21 protein-coding genes are annotated in these 21,348 nt (G+C 63.6%); 7 read left to right on the top strand and 14 right to left on the bottom strand.

Annotated features, from left to right (window positions below; genetic code table 11):
• Positions 1 to 121: 121 nt before the first annotated feature.
• The gene (locus tag M3P27_04120; GenBank protein MDP9267496.1) at positions 122 to 535 is read left to right on the top strand and encodes a CoA-binding protein; all 414 of its coding nucleotides are present in this window, start codon (positions 122 to 124) and stop codon (positions 533 to 535) included.
• Between the two features lie 93 nt (positions 536 to 628).
• Here the strand turns inward: M3P27_04120 and M3P27_04115 are convergent, their stop codons facing one another.
• Entirely contained in the window at positions 629 to 1,897 is a 1,269-nt protein-coding gene (locus M3P27_04115) for a SpoIIE family protein phosphatase (GenBank protein ID MDP9267495.1), read from the bottom strand.
• Between the two features lie 231 nt (positions 1,898 to 2,128).
• Here M3P27_04115 and M3P27_04110 point away from each other — a divergent pair, with 231 nt between their 5' ends.
• The gene (locus M3P27_04110; protein ID MDP9267494.1) at positions 2,129 to 2,479 is read left to right on the top strand and encodes an STAS domain-containing protein; all 351 of its coding nucleotides are present in this window, start codon (positions 2,129 to 2,131) and stop codon (positions 2,477 to 2,479) included.
• Positions 2,480 to 2,892: 413 nt separating this feature from the next.
• On the opposite strand, the gene M3P27_04105 is transcribed toward M3P27_04110, so the two are convergent.
• On the bottom strand, positions 2,893 to 4,200 hold the full coding sequence (locus M3P27_04105; GenBank protein ID MDP9267493.1) for a replication-associated recombination protein A: 1,308 nt from the start codon (positions 4,198 to 4,200) through the stop codon (positions 2,893 to 2,895).
• An 82-nt stretch (positions 4,201 to 4,282) separates the two neighbouring features.
• Positions 4,283 to 5,104: an RNA methyltransferase gene (locus M3P27_04100; GenBank protein MDP9267492.1), complete on the bottom strand. Its 822-nt coding sequence runs from the start codon at positions 5,102 to 5,104 to the stop codon at positions 4,283 to 4,285.
• A gap of 145 nt (positions 5,105 to 5,249) precedes the next feature.
• Here M3P27_04100 and M3P27_04095 point away from each other — a divergent pair, with 145 nt between their 5' ends.
• Both M3P27_04095 and M3P27_04090 read left to right on the top strand, forming a co-directional pair.
• A complete protein-coding gene (locus M3P27_04095) occupies positions 5,250 to 5,930 on the top strand; it encodes an L-threonylcarbamoyladenylate synthase (GenBank protein ID MDP9267491.1) in 681 nt (226 codons plus the stop codon).
• A gap of 89 nt (positions 5,931 to 6,019) precedes the next feature.
• Positions 6,020 to 6,583 carry a YdcF family protein gene (locus M3P27_04090; protein MDP9267490.1) on the top strand — a complete coding sequence of 188 codons (564 nt, stop codon included), beginning with the start codon at positions 6,020 to 6,022 and terminating at the stop codon, positions 6,581 to 6,583.
• 119 nt (positions 6,584 to 6,702) lie between these two features.
• Here M3P27_04090 and M3P27_04085 read toward each other — a convergent pair whose 3' ends face one another.
• Positions 6,703 to 7,458 carry a cyclase family protein gene (locus tag M3P27_04085; GenBank protein ID MDP9267489.1) on the bottom strand — a complete coding sequence of 252 codons (756 nt, stop codon included), beginning with the start codon at positions 7,456 to 7,458 and terminating at the stop codon, positions 6,703 to 6,705.
• Positions 7,455 to 9,437, bottom strand: coding sequence for an amidohydrolase family protein (locus M3P27_04080; protein ID MDP9267488.1), 1,983 nt, complete (start codon positions 9,435 to 9,437; stop codon positions 7,455 to 7,457). Before M3P27_04080 ends, M3P27_04085 begins: the two co-directional genes overlap by 4 nt.
• A 143-nt stretch (positions 9,438 to 9,580) precedes the next feature.
• Here M3P27_04080 and M3P27_04075 point away from each other — a divergent pair, with 143 nt between their 5' ends.
• Positions 9,581 to 9,778, top strand: a complete 198-nt coding sequence (locus M3P27_04075; protein MDP9267487.1) for a hypothetical protein — start codon at positions 9,581 to 9,583, stop codon at positions 9,776 to 9,778.
• On the opposite strand, the gene M3P27_04070 is transcribed toward M3P27_04075, so the two are convergent.
• On the bottom strand, positions 9,775 to 10,557 hold the full coding sequence (locus M3P27_04070; protein MDP9267486.1) for a DUF92 domain-containing protein: 783 nt from the start codon (positions 10,555 to 10,557) through the stop codon (positions 9,775 to 9,777). The two genes, M3P27_04075 and M3P27_04070, sit on opposite strands and share 4 nt — an antisense overlap.
• A gap of 205 nt (positions 10,558 to 10,762) precedes the next feature.
• Here M3P27_04070 and M3P27_04065 point away from each other — a divergent pair, with 205 nt between their 5' ends.
• Together M3P27_04065 and M3P27_04060 are read left to right on the top strand one after the other, a co-directional pair.
• Positions 10,763 to 11,575 (top strand): Ku protein, encoded by an 813-nt coding sequence (locus M3P27_04065; protein MDP9267485.1) that lies wholly within the window; start codon positions 10,763 to 10,765, stop codon positions 11,573 to 11,575.
• Between the two features lie 221 nt (positions 11,576 to 11,796).
• On the top strand, positions 11,797 to 13,131 hold the full coding sequence (locus tag M3P27_04060; GenBank protein MDP9267484.1) for a YncE family protein: 1,335 nt from the start codon (positions 11,797 to 11,799) through the stop codon (positions 13,129 to 13,131).
• Positions 13,132 to 13,183: 52 nt separating this feature from the next.
• Here the strand turns inward: M3P27_04060 and M3P27_04055 are convergent, their stop codons facing one another.
• The 8 genes from M3P27_04055 to M3P27_04020 all read right to left on the bottom strand — a co-directional run bounded on the left by M3P27_04055 (position 13,184) and on the right by M3P27_04020 (position 21,124).
• Positions 13,184 to 13,681: a chemotaxis protein CheX gene (locus tag M3P27_04055; GenBank protein MDP9267483.1), complete on the bottom strand. Its 498-nt coding sequence runs from the start codon at positions 13,679 to 13,681 to the stop codon at positions 13,184 to 13,186.
• Positions 13,681 to 14,124 carry a response regulator gene (locus M3P27_04050; GenBank protein ID MDP9267482.1) on the bottom strand — a complete coding sequence of 148 codons (444 nt, stop codon included), beginning with the start codon at positions 14,122 to 14,124 and terminating at the stop codon, positions 13,681 to 13,683. Before M3P27_04050 ends, M3P27_04055 begins: the two co-directional genes overlap by 1 nt.
• Before the next feature lie 59 nt (positions 14,125 to 14,183).
• Positions 14,184 to 15,272 (bottom strand): chemotaxis response regulator protein-glutamate methylesterase, encoded by a 1,089-nt coding sequence (locus M3P27_04045; protein ID MDP9267481.1) that lies wholly within the window; start codon positions 15,270 to 15,272, stop codon positions 14,184 to 14,186.
• Entirely contained in the window at positions 15,269 to 17,350 is a 2,082-nt protein-coding gene (locus M3P27_04040; protein ID MDP9267480.1) for a chemotaxis protein CheA, read from the bottom strand. Before M3P27_04040 ends, M3P27_04045 begins: the two co-directional genes overlap by 4 nt.
• Entirely contained in the window at positions 17,347 to 18,255 is a 909-nt protein-coding gene (locus tag M3P27_04035; GenBank protein MDP9267479.1) for a hypothetical protein, read from the bottom strand. The genes M3P27_04040 and M3P27_04035 overlap by 4 nt, the downstream gene beginning before the upstream one ends.
• Positions 18,256 to 18,316: 61 nt before the next feature.
• The gene (locus M3P27_04030) at positions 18,317 to 18,808 is read right to left on the bottom strand and encodes a chemotaxis protein CheW (protein MDP9267478.1); all 492 of its coding nucleotides are present in this window, start codon (positions 18,806 to 18,808) and stop codon (positions 18,317 to 18,319) included.
• 9 nt (positions 18,809 to 18,817) lie between these two features.
• Positions 18,818 to 20,803, bottom strand: a complete 1,986-nt coding sequence (locus M3P27_04025) for a methyl-accepting chemotaxis protein (GenBank protein ID MDP9267477.1) — start codon at positions 20,801 to 20,803, stop codon at positions 18,818 to 18,820.
• A 27-nt stretch (positions 20,804 to 20,830) separates the two neighbouring features.
• Positions 20,831 to 21,124, bottom strand: coding sequence for an energy transducer TonB (locus M3P27_04020; GenBank protein MDP9267476.1), 294 nt, complete (start codon positions 21,122 to 21,124; stop codon positions 20,831 to 20,833).
• Positions 21,125 to 21,348 lie beyond the last annotated feature (224 nt).

Below are 21,348 nucleotides of genomic sequence, written 5' to 3'. Positions count from 1 at the left end.
GCGCTCGCGCGGTCCGGCGCTCGCTTCGCGCTCACCCACTGGGCAACTGGCGATGACCGCGAGCGTTCTATACAATGGCTGCCCTGCGGCTGGTGCATGGGGAAGGCCGAGATTTAAGACCATGACCCACAAAGCAAAGACCGACGAGATCCACGACCTGCTGAAAGACGCGAAGGTCATCGCCGTGGTGGGACTATCGTCGAGCCCGCTGCGTCCGAGCTACGGCGTGGCGGCCTACATGCAGCACCACGGGTATCGCATCATCCCGGTGAATCCGACGATCAAGGGCGCGCTCGGCGAGAAGGCCTACGCCACGCTCAGCGACGTACCGGAGAAGATCGACATCGTCGATGTGTTCCGCCGCACGGATGCCGTGCCCGAGCTGGTGGACGAAGCCATCAAGCTGAAAGTGCCGGCGATCTGGATGCAGGAAGACGTGATCCACGAAGAGGCGGCCAGGAAAGCGCGCAAAGCCGGCATCAAGGTCGTGATGGATAAGTGCATCCTGAAGGAGCACCGCGCGCGGTTCCTGTAATCTCTTACCCCGACCACTGAAGGGTCATGCTGAGGAGCGTTGCGAACGGTCGCTTTTTCCGGACCGTGAGCAGCGACGAAGCATCTGGGGGTCCTACTCCGCGCGGATGAGGATGACGGTGGCGTCATCATGCTGGGCGCGGCCGCCGGCAAAGCGCTTGATGTCCTCGAGCAGCGTATCGGCGCAGACGTCTTCGCGGTCGAGCTGCGCGAAGATGCGCTCCTGACCATACTCATCGCCGGCAGGGTTTTCCGCCTCGCTGATGCCATCCGAATAAAACAGCAGCCGCGAGCCGGGGGTGAGCTCCACGTCCACTTCCGAGTAAAAACTCTCATTGATGCCGAGGGGCAGGCCGCGCTCGGTCGGCAGTGCTTGCGTCCCCGAACCATTGGCCGAAGCAAAGACCGGCCACGGATGCCCGGCGTTGGCGAAGGTGAGTTTGCGCGCCGCCGGATCGAAGATGCCGAAGATCATGGTGATGAAGCGTCCGGCGGGGATGTCGCTCACCAGCTGGCGATTGAGTTTCTGCAACACGCCGCCGGGGCCGAAGCAGGTGTCCGCCATGGAGCGCAGCGCAGCGCGCGTGGCACTCATCAGCAGCGCCGCCGCCATGCCTTTTCCCGAAACATCTGCCAGCACGATGCCCCACTTGCCCTCGGAGAGCGGGATGTAGTCGTACCAGTCGCCGCCCACGGCGCCCGCCGGCAACGAGCAGCCTTGCACGGAAAATCCCGGCGCGAACGGGGAAGCCTTGGGCAGCAGCGCCTCTTGCACCACGCGCGCTTCCGCAGCTTCCCGCAGGATAGCTTCGTTCACCGACTGCTCATGCCGGAAGCGGCTGGCGTTGTCCACCGCGATGGCGATCTGATCGGCCAGGCCCTCAAGCAACTGGCGATGCCATCCGCTGAAACCATCGAGCTCGGGGTGGCCCGCGACGAAGGCGCCGATCATCTCTCCGCGCGCGCGCAGTGGGATCACGATCTCGGAGCGCGTATCGTGCTCGCAGCGGATGTAGAACTCATCCAGCGTCACGTCCGGCGCGTAGCGCGTGCGGCCGTGGGCGGCTACCCACCCCACCATGCCCTCCTCGCCGATCTTGAAGCGGTGTCCTTTCTTATGGGTGGTGCAGCCGCGCACCCCGGCCAGCACCATCTCGCCGCGGCCATGGTCGGCGAGCCACACGGAAGCTTCCAGACACCCGAAGGTCGCGGCGACCTCATGGACTATCTTGTCCATCAGCACATCGATGTCGAGGGTGGAGCTGATCTTCTGCGCGGCTTTCTGCAGCTTCAGCAGGTCGCGGACGATCTGCGCGTCCGGCCGGCGCACGGGGAAGGCCGAGGGCTCTGGGCTCGCTGCCATGACTGCACCTTATCTCTTATCTATCAGACCAGTAGGACGGCGATATGCGGTGCGGGGCCCAGCCGTCCCTTCACCTGAGTAGATGAAGGTTGGACGGCGAGGCTTCTTTTTTGTCACGTCCGCCACCGGACGTTCATCCGGCCGAAACAGTCGCGCTCCGGAGCGCCTTCCGGTAGACTTCCGTCCTCCGGAAACAGCGGCGGAGGCAAGCATGGTCCTGAAGCTGCAAGTATGGTCCTGAAGCTAAGAGTCCGGCAGGAGCCCGAGGGCATCACCGTCCTGGAGCTGGAAGGACGCATCCTGGTGGCCGAATCCAGCCAGCAGTTGCACCAGGCCGTGCGCGAGCAACTTGCCCAGGGAGCGCGCAAGATCGTGCTCCACCTCGGCGGCGTCAGCTACGTCGACAGCAGCGGCGTCGGCGAGGTGGTCAGCGCCTTCAGTGCCGCGCGCGACTCCGGCGGGGAACTCCGCCTCGCCGCCGTTACCCCCAAGGTCCGCGACCTGATGGTGATGACCAACCTCAACCGCGTCTTCGACCTCAACCAAAGCGAAGCCGACGCCATCGCGTCATTCAAGAACTGATTACCGAGTCATGCTGAGGGCGGGTGGCCCAGACAATGGGTGCCCCATACAAGCGTCCGCTTGTGTGGGAGGCAGAATGTCCGCAGCCGTCCCTCTTCCAACCCGAAACGGCGGATTGCCGATCCCGAAGGCATTCTTTTCCCTTGACCCGCACAGGAGTTTCGCTTATTATTCGCCTAGCCTAGGCTCATCCAGCGTCCTTAGTTTAGCTCTTTGACAACTTTTAAATCGCCTGATTCGCGGCGAAGCCCGCCAAATCCCGGTTCTCCGACCGAGATCGAACCGGGATCGAACCGAGGTTCGACCGAGATTCCCTTGCGGACTATTCTCGCCCTATCTCTTTGAGCCTCTGTTAGATAGGGGGACTCGGACTCGAAAAAGAGCGGGGGGGCGGGGGAGGAGGGTACTGACTTCTAACCTTGGGGCTTCTTTGCTCCTGCCTGCGCGCGTCGCTTGGCTACCTCTTCCATGATCTCGCGCCAGCGTTTCTCCTGGCCCTCGGCCGTCGGCTGGTAGTAGCGGCGATCGGCGAGCGTCTCGGGCAGGCACTCCATGTCGGCGACCTTTTCTTCGAGCGCGTGCGCGTACTGGTAGCCCTTGCCGTAGCCCCACGACTTCATCATCCCGGTAGGCGCGTTGCGCAGGTGCAGTGGGACAGGCTGCTGCGCGGTCTTCTCCACATCTTCGAGCACCGCGCCATACGCGGCGTAGAGCGCGTTCGACTTTGGAGCGAGCGCGAGATAGACGACCGCCTGCGCCAGCGCGAGCGCGCCTTCGGGCATGCCGAGGAAGTCGATGGCATCGCGCGCGGCGAGCGTGATAGCGAGCGCCTGCGGGTCGGCCATCCCGATATCCTCGACCGCCATGCGCACGACGCGGCGGGCCACATACAACGGATCTTCGCCGGCCTCGAGCATGCGCCCGAGCCAGTAGAGGGAAGCGTCGGCGTCGGAGTTGCGGACCGACTTGTGCAGCGCGGAGATGAGGTTGTAATGCTCTTCGCCGCTTTTGTCGTAGACCAGGATGCGTTTCTGCACCGCGTCCTGCACCAGTTCGTGGGTGATGGCGGGTGCTGACTTGCTAGAAGAAGGCCCCTTGCCGGCCATTTGCGCAGCGGTGTTCGCGGCGACTTCGAGCACGTTGTAGGCGCTGCGCGCGTCGCCGGAGCTGTAGCTGGCGATGGTGCGGAGCACGTCGTCGGTGGCGGTGACGTTAAGTTCGCCGAGTCCGCGGTCTTTATCCACGAGCGCGCGCTGGAGCAGCGCGACGATCTGGTCTTCGGAGAGCGCGCTGAGGATATAGACGCGCATGCGCGAGAGCAGCGCGGAGATGATCTCGAAGGACGGATTCTCCGTCGTCGCGCCGATCAGCCGGATGTTGCCCTTCTCGACGTGGGGAAGGAACGCATCCTGCTGCGCCTTGTTGAAGCGGTGTATCTCGTCGACGAACACGATGGTCCGCGTGCCGTAAGCGCGAGCCTTCTCCGCCTGCGCCATCACTTCCTTGATCTCCTTGATGCCGCTCAGCACCGCGGAGAACTCGAGGAAGTCGGCCTTGCTCTCGCGCGCGATGATGTGCGCGAGCGTGGTCTTGCCGGTGCCGGGCGGCCCCCAGAAGAGGATCGACCCCGTGTCGTCACGCTCGATGGCAGCGCGCAGCGGCTTGCCCGGGCCGAGGATCTGCTCCTGTCCAACAAACTCGTCGAGCGTGCGCGGACGCATCCGGTCGGCCAGCGGACGGCTCTTGTCGATGGCGTCGGAGTCCGGGATGGGGGAGAACAGGTTCACTTTTCACCACGGAGGATCAAACGGAGTTTCTCTGCCGTGAGATCTCGTACAACAGGATCGACGTCGCCACGCCCGCGTTCAGCGACTCCACCTTGGGCGAGTGCGGCACCATCAGCGTCTCATCGAGTTCGCGGACGACCTCGCGCGGCAGCCCCGCGCCTTCGCCACCGATGAAGAGCGCCAGCGGCCTGGTGAGATCAGTCTCGGCGGCGGGTGTGCCTTTGTGCGACGACGTTCCCACGATGCGCAGGCCGCGCTCGCGCAGCTTCTTCACCGCATCGCCCGACTCCACGCGCAGCACCGGCAAGCGGAACAACGAGCCCGCGGCGGCGCGGATGACCTTTGCGTTCAGATGGCTGACGGTTTTCTGCGCGGTGAGCACGCCGCTCGCGCCGAAGGCTTCGGCGGAGCGCAGGATGGTCCCCAGGTTGCCGGGATCCTGCAATCCTGCAGCGACGATCACGAGTGGGGCGGCGCCGGTGGTGGCGTCTTCGAACGTAAAATCTTTCAGCTTCACCAGCGCGGCCACGCCCTGCGGCGTCTCGGTGGCAACGGCGCTTTGGAAAACGGCGTCGGGCAGCAGAAAGGTCTCCGCGTGGCTGGATATCTGCGGCAGCAGCTTTTCAATAATGTTGCGCGCCTCAGCGGACTCCGCAAAGAACACCGCCTTGAAGCGCAGGCCACTGCGGATGGCCTCTTCGATCACGCGCACGCTCTCAATGGCGATGAAGCCGTCTGGCGTGGGCTCGCCGCGCGAGAACGCTTTGCGCAGCCCCTGGATAGTGGAATTGGAGCTGCTCGCGATCTTGCGCAAGCGGCTGCGGTCGGTGGCCGGCAAAAGTCCCTCCTCGAATAACGAGTCCAATTCTACGCTGCTGAACTTTTCCTGATCGCCATGGGCGGATGGGGTTGCAGCTCCCCCTTGTGACGAGGGAAAGTGGTATGGTACGTTTCGCGATTCGGGAGGCCTTGTCGTGGGAGCGATGCCGAACGCGGGCTTCTTCAAAGGACGCCGATTGCAAGCCGAGATCATCAAGATCAATCCAAACCAGCCGGAGACGAAGCTGGTGGCCTACGTGGCCGAGCGCATCCGCGCCGGCCAGGTGACCGGCATGCCCACCGACACTTTTTACGGCCTCGCCGCCGATCCGCTGAACCTGCGCGCCGTGGATAAGATCTACGAAGTGAAGTCGCGCTCGCGGCACAAGCCGCTGTCGCTGCTCATCGAGAGCGTGGACCAGGCGGAGGAGCTGGCACATCCGCAGAGCGAGATCTTCTACCTGCTGGCACGAAAGTTCTGGCCTGGTCCACTCACCATGATCGTGAAGGCGGCTTCGGGGCTGCCACTCAAAGTCACGGCCAACACCGGCAACGTGGCGTTGCGCGTTCCCGCGGCGGAGATCCCACTGGCGGTGATCCGCGCGGCGCGCGTGCCCATCACCGCGACCTCGGCAAACGTCTCGGGCGCGAAGGAGTGCACCACCGCCAAGGGCGTGCAGGAGCAGCTGGGCGACCGCATCCCCATCATCGTGGATGGCGGCGTCTCGCCGCGCTCGGTGGCCTCGACCATCGTGGACCTCACCGACCCCGACGGCCGCTGGAGCGTGCAGCGCGAAGGCGCCATCACCCGCCAGGAACTCCTCGATATCCTTGGTGACGCATGAACGGTGACGCGTAAAGGGTGAGCAGTTTGGATCCGGCTGGTTTTCCAAAAACGACTCAACCTAAAAAATCAAACCTCGCGCGCTGGCTGTTGTGGCTCGCGCTGGCTGCCTTCTTCGCATACGCCGGCGTCACCTACGCGCGCATCGTGCGGCAGTCGCGGGTGGACGAAGCGCGGCCGGCCGACGCCGTGATCGTGTTTGGCGCGGCGCAGTATTCCGGACATCCCTCGCCGGTGTTCAAGGCGCGACTCGATCACGGTTACGACCTCTTCCAGCGCAAACTTGCGCCCGTCCTCATCACCACCGGCGGACAGGGTGGCGATCCCAAATTCAGCGAGGGTGGTGTGGGACACGATTACTTGCTCGCCCGCGGCGTCCCCGACCACGCGCTCATCGCCGAGACGCAGAGTGACGACACCAGCGAATCGGTGGAGCGCGTGGCCGCCATCATGCAGCGTAATGGGATGCGGACGTGCGTCGCGGTGAGCGACCCGTATCACCTGTATCGCATCCGCCGGATGCTGGAACGCGAAGGCGTGACGGTGTACACCTCACCGCGTCCGCAAGGGAAGCCACACGGATGGTGGTCGCGCAACCTGGCGGTGCTGCGCGAAGTGGTGAGCTACATCGCGTGGCGCGGCCACCTGACATGATCTCCAGGACTCCGCGGCGAAGCCGCTTCGCCCTCGCGCTGCGCTCGCGCGGTGCGGCGCTCGTTACGCGCTCACCCGAGACGGCTGGGTGCAGTGTAGAGACGGCCATCTGGCCGTCTCTACCGAGGCACCAGCGCGAGTATCCGTACCGGGCCGCCCGAACCGCCATCAAGCTTTGCCGCGCCCACCACGACGGTCGCGCCCTTTGGTGGAACACGCTCGAGGTTGGTCGAGTTCTCCAGGTGATAGACGTTGTGCTTCGCCGTGTAGCTGTGTACAGGATAATCCGCGGACAACCCGACATCGACCGACAGGGTATCGATGCCTAAGCCATAGACGCCGCGCTTTTCCACCAGGAACTGGGCGGCCGCGAGCGAGTAGCCGGGGAAGTGCATGGTGCCCTTGGCGTCGGCGTTGCGGTAGTCCTGCATCGAATCCCACTTCGACGTCCAGCCGGTGCGCACTTCGACCACCGCGCCGGCGGGGATCTTGCCATGCGCCTTCTCCCACGCCGCGACGTCGGCGACGGTAAGCGCGTAGTCGGCGTTGGCGGCGCACTGCTTCGCGACATCGATCACGATGAGGGGCGCGACCAGATGCGAGGCGGGGATCTGGTCCACCGTCCAACCGTCCTTCGAAAAATGCGCGGGCGCGTCGATGTGGGTGGAGAAGTGCTCCTGCATCGAGAGGTAGCGGGTGAAGTATCCGTCCTTCTCGAAGGTGGCGAGGTCGCGCGCTTCGAAGGGACGCTTCTCCGTTCCTTCCCAGTCGGGCGACTTCGGGCCGAGCGTGTGCGTGAGGTCGACGACCGTGGGCGTGTGCTGCGCGAAGGCCGCGAGTGAGAACGCGAGCAGCAATAGGACGCGCGCCTTCATGGCTTGCTCAGCTCAGGATCGCTGACCGGCCTGCGTTTGAGCGCGAAGCCGAACCACAGCGAGTTCGCTCCGTTGTAGCTGGCGGCGCGCTCCTGCCCGTGAAAACCGTCACGCTCGGCGCGGACTTTGCAGTTCGCGCACGGCTGCTCGAGCACGATCTCGTAACGTCCGAGGTAGCGCGTCTGCATCTGCGCTACGACCTTTCCGCTGGGGTCGACGACCGACACCATCGTCCGGCCGAGCGGCCAGCCATCTTCATCCGTGACCACGCCCTGGATCTTTCCTTTTGGCGCCAGGCCTTCGTCCGGACCCTGATACCCCGGGCCGCGCAGCGGACGCCCGCCGAGCTGACCGGTGAGTTTTCCGTGTTCGAGCGACAGCACGCCGTTGACGAACACATACTCGATGCCTTTCGCGGGACGGTTCGGATCCTCGAAGGTGGCCACGTCGATCACGTTCTCGGGATCGAAGATGGTGACGTCGGCAAAGTAATCGGTCTTCAGCAGGCCGCGGTTGCGCAGCTTCACGCGCTGCGCCGCGAGCGAGGTCATCTTTCTTATGGCCTCTTCGAGGCGAAGAACGTGCTCCTCGCGGACATACTTTCCGAGGATGCGCGGGAACGTTCCCCAGGCCCGCGGGTGCGACTTCGATTCGCTCAGCGGCCCGGTGTTGTTCATGCCGCTGTAATCGGTGTCCACCGCGACCCAGGGCTGCTGCATGGCGAGGCGCACATCATCTTCCGACATGGAGAAGTAGACGGCGCCGGTGTTGTCGCGGTCGGCGATCACGAAGTCGATGAGCGCGTCGAGCGGATCCTTGTTCTGTTGCTTCGCGATGGCGGCGACGGTGCGGCCTTCATACTTTTTCAGCGCGGGATCGAGCACGGAGACGACCATGATGCCGTCTGCCCCGGTACCGGTCCACATGTTCTCGAACTTGTTGCTGTTGCTCATCAAATCGTCGCGGATCTGCTTGCGCACCGCGGGGTCCTGCAACCGTTTGACGAACTGTTCCTGCCCGCCGGCGTGATAGCTGGGTGGGATGGTCGCGCCCAGCGAGGTAGCCGCAGCGACATAGGGATACTGGTCGGCAGTGACGTCGAGGCCGGCAGCGCGCGCCGACTCGATCTTGGCGATCACGTCGCGCATCTTGCCCCAGTTCTCGCGGCCGGAGACCTTGAAGTGCCAGATCTCCACCGGGATATTCGCCTCGCGTCCGATGCGGAAGGCCTCGTCGAGCGCTTGCATCTCGGCCGGGCCTTCGTCGCGAATGTGGGATGAGTAGATGCCGCCGTGCTTCGCGGCAGCTTTCGCGAGCACGATCAGCTCTTCCGTGGAAGCATAGTTCGCGGGCGCGTAGATGAGGGAAGTGGAAAGGCCGAGCGCGCCGTCGGTCATGGCGTCTTCCACGTACTCGACCATCTGCTTCAACTCTTCGCCGGTCGGCGGACGGTTCTCCTTGCCGAGCACGACCTCGCGCACCTGCGTGGCGCCGACGTAAGTCGCGATGTTCACGCCCGAGCCCTGCTTCTCCAGCCGAGCGAAATATTCCGCCAGCGTGCGCCAGTCGACGGTCAGCTTGAAGTGCTCGAGGAAATCTTTGCCCTCGTTGATGGTGAAGTCGTTCTGCGGCGCGATGGACTCGCCCTCGCCGGTGACCTCGGTGGTCACGCCCTGCGCGAGCTTGGAGAACACGGTCTTGTCGATGAGCACGCTGGTCTCGGATTGTCCCAGCATGTCGATGAATCCGGGCGCGACCACGAGTCCCTTGGCGTCGATGGTGCGCTTGGCGGTCACGCCCGGGTCAGCCTGCCCGATGAACGCGATGCGGTCGCCCACGATGCCGATGTCAGCGTAGAACCACGGATTACCGCTGCCGTCGACCACCTTGCCGTTGCGGATGAGCACGTCGTACTGCGGCGCCTGCGCGAGAGCGAGGAGGGAAGTGAGCAGAAGTGCGAAGAGCGCGAGCTTTTTCATGGCGGCACCTTATCAGAAGGTATAACGCTACCCGAACTGCATGACGCGCGGCCCGGCCAAGGTCCCGGATAACAAATCCGCTTGCCGCACCGCGGCGGAAGTATAATCCGCGCGTCGCAGTCTCAAACCTCGGAGGTCGAACCATGGACATCGGCGAAGAACGGCAAAAAGTGGTCGCGATGATGACGGCAGTCCTGCTCTCCGGCAAGCCGCTGGGCACAGGCGCCAAGGCGCAGAAAGAGATCGACAGCGCGGTCGAGACGGCGCACCGCATATGGAGCTCGGTGAAGTGGCACGAGACCGAGCAGGCAAAGAAGCTGGCCGCCTCCTCAGCGCGCTAGCTTTGGTGGAGTAAGACGAGACATAAGCCCGCCGCCAACCCGGCGGCGGTGAGGGTGCCGAGCAGGTTCACGGCGTCATTGTTGATCCAGCCGCGCTGCTCCAGTGTCGCGCCCAGCAGGCTGTCGAGGACTGCGCCGAACCCGGCGGCGAGCGTGACCAGCGCCGCTTCATGCGCTCGGACGACGCCCAGGGCGAAGGCGGCGGCTGCGACCAGCAGGGAAGCGGAGAGCGCGCACGCCATCCCTACCCAGCTCACGCCGCCGTCGGTGCCGGGCGGCACGGGCCGTCCGGTGGTGAGCAAGACGGTTCGCTGGCCATAAGCTTTCCCGATCTCACTCGCGCAGGTATCGGCCGCGGCCTCGGCCAGCACCGCGAGAGCGGCACAGGAGGCCGCCACGCGGAGAGGGGTCCACCACGCCGGATCGAGCATGAGCACCCAGGCGGCCAGGCCCACGTTCGCGACTACCTGCGCCGCGCTGCGGCCGGTGCCCGGTTCGGTCAGGCCGCGAGCTAGCTTCCGCGCGTAGCCGGAGCGCGTCACCGCCCAGGTCAGGACAAACACAAAGAGCAGCAGGGCGAACACCGGCCATCCGCCGGACATATAAAGGGTGAAGGCGATGGCGAAGCCGGCCAGGGCGCCAGAGGCGCTTACACCCCCTAAAAGCCACGCAAAGAGCGCAAAAAGGCCTGATATGACGGCCGAACGTGCGATGTTCCCGACTGGTAAACCGTGGCGCAAAATCAGCGTGAGCGCGGCGGGAACGAACCCTATAATCACAGCCCAGGCCTGATAGGAAGCGGCCCGAGTGTGCTTGCGCGAAGCAGCGGAGGCGGCACTTGGTGGCAGCACTGGCGTCAGTCGAGCGCATCCTAGCAGAGGACCCCTGAGAAAATCGCCCTAGTGCCGAGTGAAAACTAGAAGGTGGGAACCCATTATGGCTTCGTCCGTGTGGACCGGCTATTTGACGTTTGGTCTTATTTCCATGCCCGTGCGCTTGTTCTCGGGAGCACGCGGCAACCGCGTCTCGTTCAACATGCTGCACCGCGACGATCACGCGCGGGTGAAGCAGCAGATGGTGTGCTCGGAAGACGGCAAGGTGCTGAGCCGCGACGAGATCGTGAAGGGCTACGAGTTCCGCAAGGGCGAGTACGTGGTCATCGAGCCGGAAGATATCAAGAAGATCGAACCGAAGACGGCGAAGGCGATGGAGATCCTGGAATTCGTCCCTGCCGGCCAGATCGACCCACTCTATTTCGAGTCGTCGTACTACCTGATGCCGGAAGAGGCGGGACGGCGCCCTTACGCGCTGCTGCAGAAAGCGCTGGCGGAGAGTGAGTACGTCGCCATCGCCAAGCTGGCGATGCACAACCGCGAATACACCGTCTTCCTGCGCCCTTACAAGCACGGCCTGATGCTGCACACCATGTATTACAAGGACGAGGTGCGCGAGGTCGAGGGCTTCAACGACATCGCCAAAGACGTGCAGGTGAAAGACGCGGAAGTGAAAGTGGCGCACCAGCTCATCGCGGCGCTCGCCGCCGAATGGGATCCGAAGAAGTATTACGACACCTTCGAAGCCAACGTGAAGCAACTCATCAAGGCGCGCATCGAGGGCAAGGAAGTGATCCCCATCGACCGGCCGGCCAAGCCCGGCAAGGTGGTGGACCTGATGGCCGCACTCAAGCAGAGCCTCGACCAGATGGAAAAGAAGAAACCGCAGCGGGTGGAGGCGTCGCAGGCCGCGTCGGTCGTCCAACTCAAGAGTGGCGGAGCGAAGAAACGGGCCAAGGGATAGCGCGCCAGCGTGATGGCCGTTGCCGTCCAGTCCAGATTTTTCTTCTTCGGGGTGCCTGGGCAGTACCTGCTGCCGGCTCTCCTCGCCCTTCAGGTCTGGTTCTCGTGCATGGAAAGGCTGGCGCTACCAGTGGCGTAGCTGCGGCATCCCGGCTACAATAATCAATTCCTTGTACTTCTCAGCAGTCAGACCTGTGTCCGGTGAAGGCCGGCGGAGTAGGGATGCGCAGACGCAGCACCGGGATAGCAGCCATCATTCTTCTTATCGTATTTGCCATGGGGTGTGGGGAGACCTTTCGTCCCATCGCGACTCCGATCCCGCAGCCGGGCGGCGATCCCAGCAACCTGCTCCACGCCATCGTGGTCAGCCAGAATCCTGGGACACCCCTTCCGACCACGGGCTGCGGCACTCCCGCCGTGGCGCCCTGCCTGGGCGGCGCCAGTAGCATCGACACCAGCGGTGACAGCAACGTAGGCAACGCAGTCACGGGCGTGACCCCGGTGCATGCGGGTTTCGTGAGCGTCACGCGGACGTACGTCGCCAACCTGGGCAACAACACGGTGACGCGGATCCTTACGCAGGCTCCCACCTCCGGCTCGGTGACCATCCCCATGCCGACAGGCTGCGGGCCGCGGTTCGTGATGAGCCGCAATGACGGGACGGCGTACATCGCTTGTCCGGACCGCGATAGCGCGGCCGCGTTCGACAGCGTAGTGGTGCTGAGCGTCCCGTTGGATTCGATCACGGCGGAGGTTCAACTCCCGGCCGGAAGCAATCCGGTGTCGCTCAACGAGGCCTTCAACGGGAGCAAGGTGTACTCGTTGAATAGCGGCAATGGCACCGTGAGCGTGATCGCCACCGTCGACAATATTGTCATGAAGACGATCACGGTGGGCGGTTCACCCACCTGGTCAAGCATGAACCAGGATGGCTCGCTGTTGTTCGTTGCCAACGCGGGGGGCTACGTCAGTGTGATCGACACCAATGCCGATGCGCTCGCGCTGCCTCCGGTCGCGTCGGTGAACGTGATCGCCGTGGGCGGCAACCCTACCTTCGTGACGTTTGACGCCAACCGCCGCCGCCTGTACGTGGTCAATAATGCCGGCAACACCATCAGCGTGATCGACGCGGTCGCGACCTCGAGCACCTTCCTGAGCGTGATCGCGACCATCCCGGTGGGCGCCGACCCGCGCTCGGCCACGGCGCTGCGGAACGGCGCGAAGGTCTACGTGTCCAGCTGCGGCTCGAACACCGTCTCGGTGATCGATGCCACGAGTCTTGCGGTGGTGAAGACCATCACTACCGGGACCTGCCCCATCGGGCTGACCTCGCCCACCGATTCCTCGCGCGTCATAGTGGGAGTGCAGGGTGCGGGGACGGGCGCGACGGCAAGCGATCCGCCGCAGATCTTGAGCATCAGCACCCAGACCGATGCGGTGCTGGTCACGTTGAAGCCGCCGCAGCAAGATCCGAGTTGCGCCATCAATCCGACGTTGCTGCCACCGGTGACGTACTGCCCGCTGCAGCAGCCCGTGTTCGTCACCATGTCGCCGTAGGGCTCTTCGGATTTAATTTTTGTGCTTGGTTCTTGGCTGATGCTTGTGCGGCTCAGCCCGCGACGACGGCCCTCTCCTGGCGGCGGCGCCGGTTGTAGCGCATGGCGATGTTCATGTAGACGCTGCCATTGGCGGTGTCAAAGCACATCACGAGCGCTTCCTGCTCCTCGTTGCTCTTCTCGCCCAGCTCATCGGCGTGCAGCTCCGGGGGCGCGATCTTGAAGCGGAAGCCCTGATCGTTGAGCGTGGTCACGGCATTGCCGATGATCTGGTTGGCTAGCTCGAAGACGGTCTCGCGCACGATCTCGGCGTTATCGCTCACCACCTCACCGGCAAGGTAACTGGCCACCTTCACCGCGGTGGCGCTGTCGAGGTCGAATATCACCCGGCCTTCGATGTCGCCGTGGATGTTGATGATGGCGGCGGTGCCTTTGCGGCGGTACGCCTCCTCTTCCATGGCGACGTCGCCGATCTTGGTGGGACACTGCAGCGTCTCGGCGAGCACGGCGTCCGCGGCGTTGATGAAGGGCTGGATCAACTCCATCTTCATTAGTTCTCTCCCGCCGCCGCTGCGGCCATGGCGATGCCGTCTTCACCGAGCACGTACTTGATCACCTCGTACAGCACCTCGGGTTTCACCGGCTTCTGCACGAAGTGGCGCGCGCCTTTTTGCAGGGCGGTGACGATGTTTTCCTGGTAGCCGACCGACGAGACCATGATGACGCGCGCTTCCGGATGATTGCGCACGATGCGCTCGGCTGCCTCGATGCCTTCCATCTGCGGCATGGTGATGTCCATGAGTACCACGTCGGGATGGATGCGGTCGTATTCCGTGATGGCGGTGCAACCGTCGCCCGCCTCGCCCGCCACCTGGCCGCCAAAGGTCTCGATCATCTTGGTGAGGTTCTTGCGCGCGAATACCGAATCGTCTACCACCAGGTAGCGTACCGGCTGCTTGTCTTTGCTGCGAAGCAGAGCCGCGAATTGTTCCATAACCAGTCTCCTGAGCCGCTTGTCCTGTACCAGACGCGCCGCCGCGTCCGGCTTAAAACCTAAACTTTCGCCACCGCGCGGACGCGGTCGGGAACGCACTGCGCCTGCAGCGTATTCGCCATCATGTCGAGCGGCACCACGCGAATGGCATGTCCTCGTTCGATGGCCGCCTTCGGCATCCCGAAGACCACGCACGATTCCTCACTCTGCGCGATGGTCAGGCCGCCCGCTGCCTTCACCGCGCCGAGCGCGTCGGCGCCATCCTCACCCATGCCGGTCATGATCACGCCGATGGCCTCCTTGCCGAACTCCTGCGCCACCGAGCGATAGAGGATGTCCACCGACGGACGATGTCCGTTGACGCGCTCCTCGTCGGAAAGCACCGCGATGTTGCCCAGCGGCATGCGCCGCACCTTGAGGTGCCGGTTGCCGGGACAGATGAGCGCTCGTCCCGCTACCAGCATGTCGCCCGATTGCGCTTCCTTCACCTCGATGGCGCAGCACTCGTCCAGCCGGCGGGCGAACAGCTCGGTAAAGCCTTCGGGCATGTGTTGCACCACGACGATGGAGCCGGGAAAATCGCCGGGTAGTTGCGAAAGCACGTATTGCAGCGCGTTCGGACCGCCAGTGGAGATGCCGATGGCCACGATGCGTGAAGGCGAGGCGTGTGGCTTGCCCTGTCCCTTGGGAAACCGCCGCAGCGTGGGCAACACGGGCACCTCGAACCGCGGAGTGGCCGGCATCTTCGTTTGTGCGGCGGTCTTGATCTTGGTGATGAGCTCGGTGGCGATGTCTTCCATGTGGGCGGAAGCCGCGTCCTTCGGCTTGGCGACAAAGTCGAAGGCGCCGAGCGCGAGCGCTTTGAAGGTGGCGGATGCGCCCTGCGTGGTGTGTGCGCTCACCACGATCACCGGGATGCGGTGGCGCTTGGTGATCTCGCGCAGCATCTCGATGCCGTCCATGCGCGGCATCTCGAGGTCGAGCGTGATCACCTGCGGTTTGAGCTCGTCGATCTTTTTCAGGCCGAAGCTGCCATCCATAGCGGTGCCCACCACTTGGATGGTTCCGTCGCGCTCGAGGATCTGCGGGATGAGTTTCCGCATGAGCGCGGAATCGTCGACCACCAGGACGCGCACCGGATCGCTCATGCGTGCGCTCCTTTGGCGCCGTCGCGGCCGATGCGCGCGACCACTGCCTGGACATTCAGGATCAGCACCACCGTGCCGTCGCCCAGGATGGAAGCTCCGGAGACGAGTTCGGTGGCGACCAGGTGATCGTCGAGCGCCTTGATCACCAATTCTTCTTCTCCCACCAGGCGGTCGACCACCAGCCCGAACTTGCGGTCACCGATGGCGATGATGACGATGAACAGTTGCTTCCCCGGCGAGGCTTTGCGCTTGCCGAGCTTTGCCAGGCGGACCAGCGTGAGCACCTGGTCGCGCAAACGCACGACTTCATGGTTGTCCACGCGATGGATCTCGCCCTCGGTGGCGCGCGTGATCTCCAGCACCGACCCCAGCGGCACGGCGTAGAGACGGTCAGCCACCCGGAACAGTAGCGCCTTGATGATGGCGAGGGTGAGCGGCACCTTGAGCTGGAAGGTGGTGCCTTGTCCCACGGTGCTGGTGATGCCGACCGAGCCTTTCAGCCGGTCGAGCACGGTCTTCACCACGTCCATGCCCACACCGCGCCCGGAGACCTCCGTCACTTGTGCGGCGGTCGAGAGCCCAGGATTGAAGATCAGTGCGAACTGCTCGCCTTCGCTCATGCGTCCCGCTTCATCCGCGGTGATGAGGCCGCGCTCGATGGCTTTGGCTACGACTTTGGCGCGGTCGATGCCGCGGCCGTCGTCCGCGATCTCGATCACCACCTGGTTGCCATGGTGGAAGGCGTTCAGCCGGATGATGCCGGCCGCCGGCTTGCCGAGCGCAGTGCGCTCGGCCGGCGTTTCCAGGCCGTGGTCCACGGCGTTGCGTACCAGATGGCTGAGCGGCTCGGCGAGCGTATCCAGGATGCTCTTGTCCAAGTCGGTGTCTTGCCCGCTGATCTGCAGCGCCACTTCCTTGCCGGCGTTCTTGGCCAGGTCGCGGATGATGCGGGGCACGCGCCGGAAAAGCTGCTCCACCGGCACCATGCGAATCTTCATCACCGATTTCTGCAGGTCGCGAAGCACGCGCGCCTGGAACGCCATGGCGTCCGCGAACCTGCCGCGCAGCGGATCCTTGGCAAAGCGCTTGTCGAACTCGCTCATCGTCTGCAGCAGCATCGATTTGCCGATGATGAGTTCACCCACCAGGTTGAGCACGTCGTCGATGCGGTCGGCGTCCACGCGCAGGCTGGTCTCGCCCACCGCGCTCTTGCTCGCCGCCTTCTCGGCATGTTCGTCCCTGCTTTCGGAAGACGTCACGGAAGACGACACGGGGTGCACGGATGCGGCCGGTTGCGCCGGCGTTTCCCCGATCTCGAGAACGCTGTCTGATCCCGACGCGGCGGCGCTTGCGGCCTGCACCACCACTACATCCTTGATCACGGCGGGGATGTGCGACTTCTTCGCGATCCATCGCTCGTCGTGCTTGCTGGCGATCGCCATCTCGACCACTTCGGTCTGCTCGGCCAGCGTGCTGTCTTCAGGATGGATGGCGAGCACGGTGCCGAAATCCGCGACCACGTTGCGGATCATCTGCATGGCGGCGGCGCGCATCGGGCAGTCGCGATCGATCTGCAGCGCCACGTGGAAGATGGCGTTGCCGCGGTCGGCAGAATGCGCGATCACCACCTGTTCGTACTCCGACCACTGGAACTTGGGCGCGAGCTTGGCCTGCTCAGCGGCAGCGGGCGCGCTGGTCAGCTGCTTGATGTGCTGGCGTAACGCCTCGCCGGAAGGGGGCTGCAGGTTGTTGCGATAGGCGGCGAGCAGCGACTGGAAGGTGTCCGCCGCGGCCAGCACCACTTCCGGGATGCGCGTGTTCTGCGCGCTCTGCGCCAGTTCGGGCGTGAGCACGTCTTCGAGCTCGTGGGCCAACTCGCTCAGCTCGCGATATCCGCATGCTGCTGAATCGCCTTTCAAGGTGTGCACCGTCCGGCGCACGCTGCGTACCGTTTCGGTGTCTCCGGGACTCTTCTCCAACGCGAGTGCTTCTTCGTTGAGCGTCTGCAGCAGTTCCTGCGCGCTCTCGAAGAAGAGTTCTTTCAGCTCGCTCGCTTTGTCTTCGGAGAAGAAACTCACGGATTCGCCTCGATGCGCTGGTATGCGGTCCCGTTATTCACGTGGATCATCTTGAACTTGTCGGTGAGCCCGAAGAGGCTTTCCGCGTGTCCCACGAAAAGATAGCCTTCGCGGTTCAGGCAGCGATAGAACTTTTCCACCAGGCGCTTCTGCTCGGCTTCGTCGAAGTAGATCATCACGTTGCGGCAGAAGATCACGTCGTTGCGCTGCGGCAGGAACTCCGTCTTCAGGTTATGGAAGTCGAAGTGGACCATCTCCTTCACACCCTTCTTGATGGTGTATTTGTCGCCACCCTTGTCGAAGTAGCGCAGGCGATAGGTGTAATCCACCGGCTCCATGTGGTTCTCGGGATAGATCCCTTCCTGCGCGGCGCGCAGCACGGAGTAGTTGATGTCCGAAGCCAGGATCTCCACCTTCCACGGCGGCGGGATCAGCGGCTTGGGGCTCGGCATCTCGAAAGGCAGCGGGTTACGCAGGTAGTAGTAGGCCAGCGCGTCGCAGATGAGCATGGCGATGGTGTACGGCTCCTGCCCGGTGGAGCATCCCGCGCTCCACACCCGCAGCGACCAGTCGCGGCGCTCCGTCTTGCGCTGCAAGATCTCTTCGAGGGTGACCTTGTGGAAGAGTTCGAGCTGCGGCTTGTTGCGGAAGAAGCTGGTTTCGTTGACGGTGAGGTGCTCGAGCAGCGCGGATAACTCAGCCCGGCCTTCGCGGCTGATGAGCAGCTGATAATAACGATAGAAACTCTCGAGTCCGGTCGTCTTGAGGCGGCGCTGCAAGCGGTCTTGCAGGAAGTGGACGCGGCGCTCGTCGAAATACATGCCGCATTCCTGATAGATCAGGGTCTGCAGCAGCTTGAGTTCCGGATCGGTGAGCTGGGTCTGAAGACTCGGTGTGGTCGCCATTGCCTCTCGCCAGTGTTCCATCGCGGCAGGTTCTCTGCCGCGTCCGTGCTTTGGAAACTACCTAGGAGCCCGCGGACGCGACCGACTGTGCCGCTTCCGCCAGATCGCCGAGCCGCTTCAGCTCGCCGCGTTGCAGGATCTTCGACAACTCGATGAGGATGATCAGCCGTCCGTTCAGCTTGCCCACCCCGGTCACGTAGTTGAGCTCGCCTTCCTCGAATACGTTGGGAGGATTCTCCACCTCGGCGCGGGGCACCTTCAACACTTCTGAAGCCGAGTCCACGATCAGGCCGACCATCTTGTTGTCCAGTTCGGCCACCAGGATGCGGTTCTTCTTGGTGCGCGTGATCTCACGCTCGCCAAAACGCTTGCGCAGATCCACCACCGAGATAATCTTGCCGCGCAGGTTGATCACGCCCTCGATGTATTCTGGCGCGTCAGGCACGGCGGTGATGTCGGGCACGCGCACGATCTCGTGCACCAATTCGATGGGCACGCCAAACGTCTCGCGCCCGATGCGGAACCCGACGATGTGCAGGTCCTTGGTGGTCATGCTTGCGTCCTAGTTCCTCGCCGCCACGGCGGCCATGCGGCCCGGTTCGTGCCGGCGCTGCGCTATCGCGTGCCGCCCGTCGCCGTTCGACTCGATCACGAAGCGGTCCATGGCTTCGAGCAGCATGCGCGACATCTTCGACATCTGCTCCGCCGATGCGGCTAGCTCGGTCGATCCGGAAGTGGATTGCTGCACCAGCTCCCGCATCTTCTCCATCGCCTTCACCACCGCTTGCGCGCCCGAGGCCTGCTCCTCGACCGAGGAGTTGATCTCGTGCGTGATCTCGTTCAGCCGCGTGGTGGCTTTTGCGATCTGCGCGGAACCATGTGATTGCTCGTTGGTCGCCGCCCCGATCTCCTGCGCGAACTTGTAGACCTCGGTCACGACGTTCGAGATCTTGCGCAGCGCGGTGGATAGGTCCGAGCCCAGCGTGAGGCCTTCGTTCACGATGGTGGTCGACTTCTCCATGTTCTCGACCGCCTTGCGCGCCTCTTTCTGGATCGACTGGATGAGCTCGCTGATCTCCTTGGTGGATGAAGCCGATTTCTCCGCCAGCTTGCGGACCTCGTCGGCGACCACAGCGAAGCCCAGGCCGTGCTCGCCGGCGCGCGCCGCTTCAATGGCGGCGTTCAGCGCCAGCAGGTTGGTCTGTTCGGCCAGGTCGTCGATCACCTCGATGATCTTGCCGATGTCGTCGGCGCGCTGTCCCAGGGCGCCGATGATCTCACCCGACGAGCGGATGGAACTGTTGATGCGGTTCAATCCGTCGGTGGCCTTCTCCATCGTCGTGATGCCGCTCTGCACCTCTTCGCGTGAACGCTGCGAGATATCGAGCAGCACCTTCGCGGTGTCGGCCACACGCTGGATAGAAGCCACCATCTGGTCGATCGAAGCCGAGGTCTCGGAAACGCTCGAGGCCTGGGTCTGCGTGTTCTTCACCATGTTCTGCACGTTGATGGACATCTCGTGCATCGTGCTGGTCACTTCGTCGATCGCCGAAGAAGCGTGCACGCTGATCTTGGCGGATTCGTCGGACGCATCCGCCACCTGGTTCGAGCCGCTGGCGACTTGCGCCGCGCTGTCGCGCACGCGCTTCACCAGCGCGCGCAGGCCGGTGGTCATCGCCGAGAACGCGTTGGCCAGCGTGTCGCGCTGCGAGCGCGGCTGCACCTGAACGGAAAGATCGCCGCCCGCGATGGCTTCCGAGACGGCCGCCATCTCCTTCAGATAGATCACCATGTTGTTGAAGGTGCGCGCGAGTTCGCCGATCTCGTCGTTGCTGCTGATGTCGATATTGTGTTCCAGGTCGCCGGAATTGCCGATCTCGCCGGCCACGCCGATAAGTTTCTTCAGCGGCTCGGTGATCGCCTTCGCGGTGTAGTAGGCGATGCCAAAGCCGAGCGCGAGCGCCAGGACGAAGGCCAACGCCGAGACCCATTTCAGGGCCGTTCCCGTGCTATCTGCCGACTTCTGCTGGTCCGCGAGCATGCGGTTATTGGCTTCATCCGCCTGGTCGAGCGGCTCGGTGGAGCGTTTCAGCCACGCCGCGGGATCCTGCTGCAGGTAGAAGATCTGTAATTCGGCCACGGTGGCGTTGCCAGCGTCCACATCCTTGCGCTTGTTGATCAGCGGCGTGGCAAACTCGGCGCTCCACTTCTGTTCCAGGTCGCGGACCCGGGAGAGAGCGGCTTTCTGTTCCGGGATGACTGCCTTTGCTTCCGCCGCCTGGATGCGCTTTTCGAGGTCGCCCAGCCCAGCCGTCATCTTCTCCGCTTCGCGCGTGTCACCGCTCAACAGGAAGTTGCCGAGGGCGAGCCGGTTCTGCATCATCTGGCGGCTCACCGCTTCGGTCGCGCCCTTTTCTTCGAGCGCGTTCCGCAGCGCTTCCTGCGAGCTCTGTTGCCTGAACATGCTGTACAGGTTCACGATGAACAGCAGGAACAGGATGCCGAGCACGGCACCGAACCCGTAATACAGTTTTTTCTGGATACTCATTACCCCTGCCTCCGCCGCTGCCGGCGCTTACTGATTCCCTTTGAAGTTGAAGGTCACGACTTGTGTCGTCTCGGCCGGCGCCGCTTCGAACCTGCACTTTTTCACGGCGTCGAGCGCTGATTCGATCAGCAGCGGATGACCACCCAGCGCCTTCGCGCTCTTCACCGCGCCCGCCGGCGTGATCACGATCTCGACCTTCACCGCGCCGCTCACGTTCATCTTCTTGGCCAGCTCCGGATACACCGGCCGCACCTCGTTCTTCATCTTCCGGTCGTCGCCCAGGGCCGAAGGTAGCGTGCCTGCGGCGACGATTCCGGCCACAGCGCCGATCGCGATCCAACTTCTAAATCCCCGTAAAGACACATCTCCTCCTAAGGCGGCAGACTGCCGACAACCATATGTGCAATGCCGATGCCATGTGGAGACTAGCTAGCCTCAGACTGAATATAACTTACAACTGCCTTAGATACATAGGTTTAGATTGTCATTGCGAGACGATTTCGGGCCCGACGCGACCGTTTCCCGTCTCAAGCGATCGCCGCGTA

Source organism: Acidobacteriota bacterium (genome assembly GCA_030774055.1).
Lineage (GTDB): Bacteria > Acidobacteriota > Terriglobia > Terriglobales > Acidobacteriaceae > JACPNR01.
Note: the sequence above shows the minus strand (reverse complement) of the source record. Positions and strands in the feature narration are given on the sequence as shown.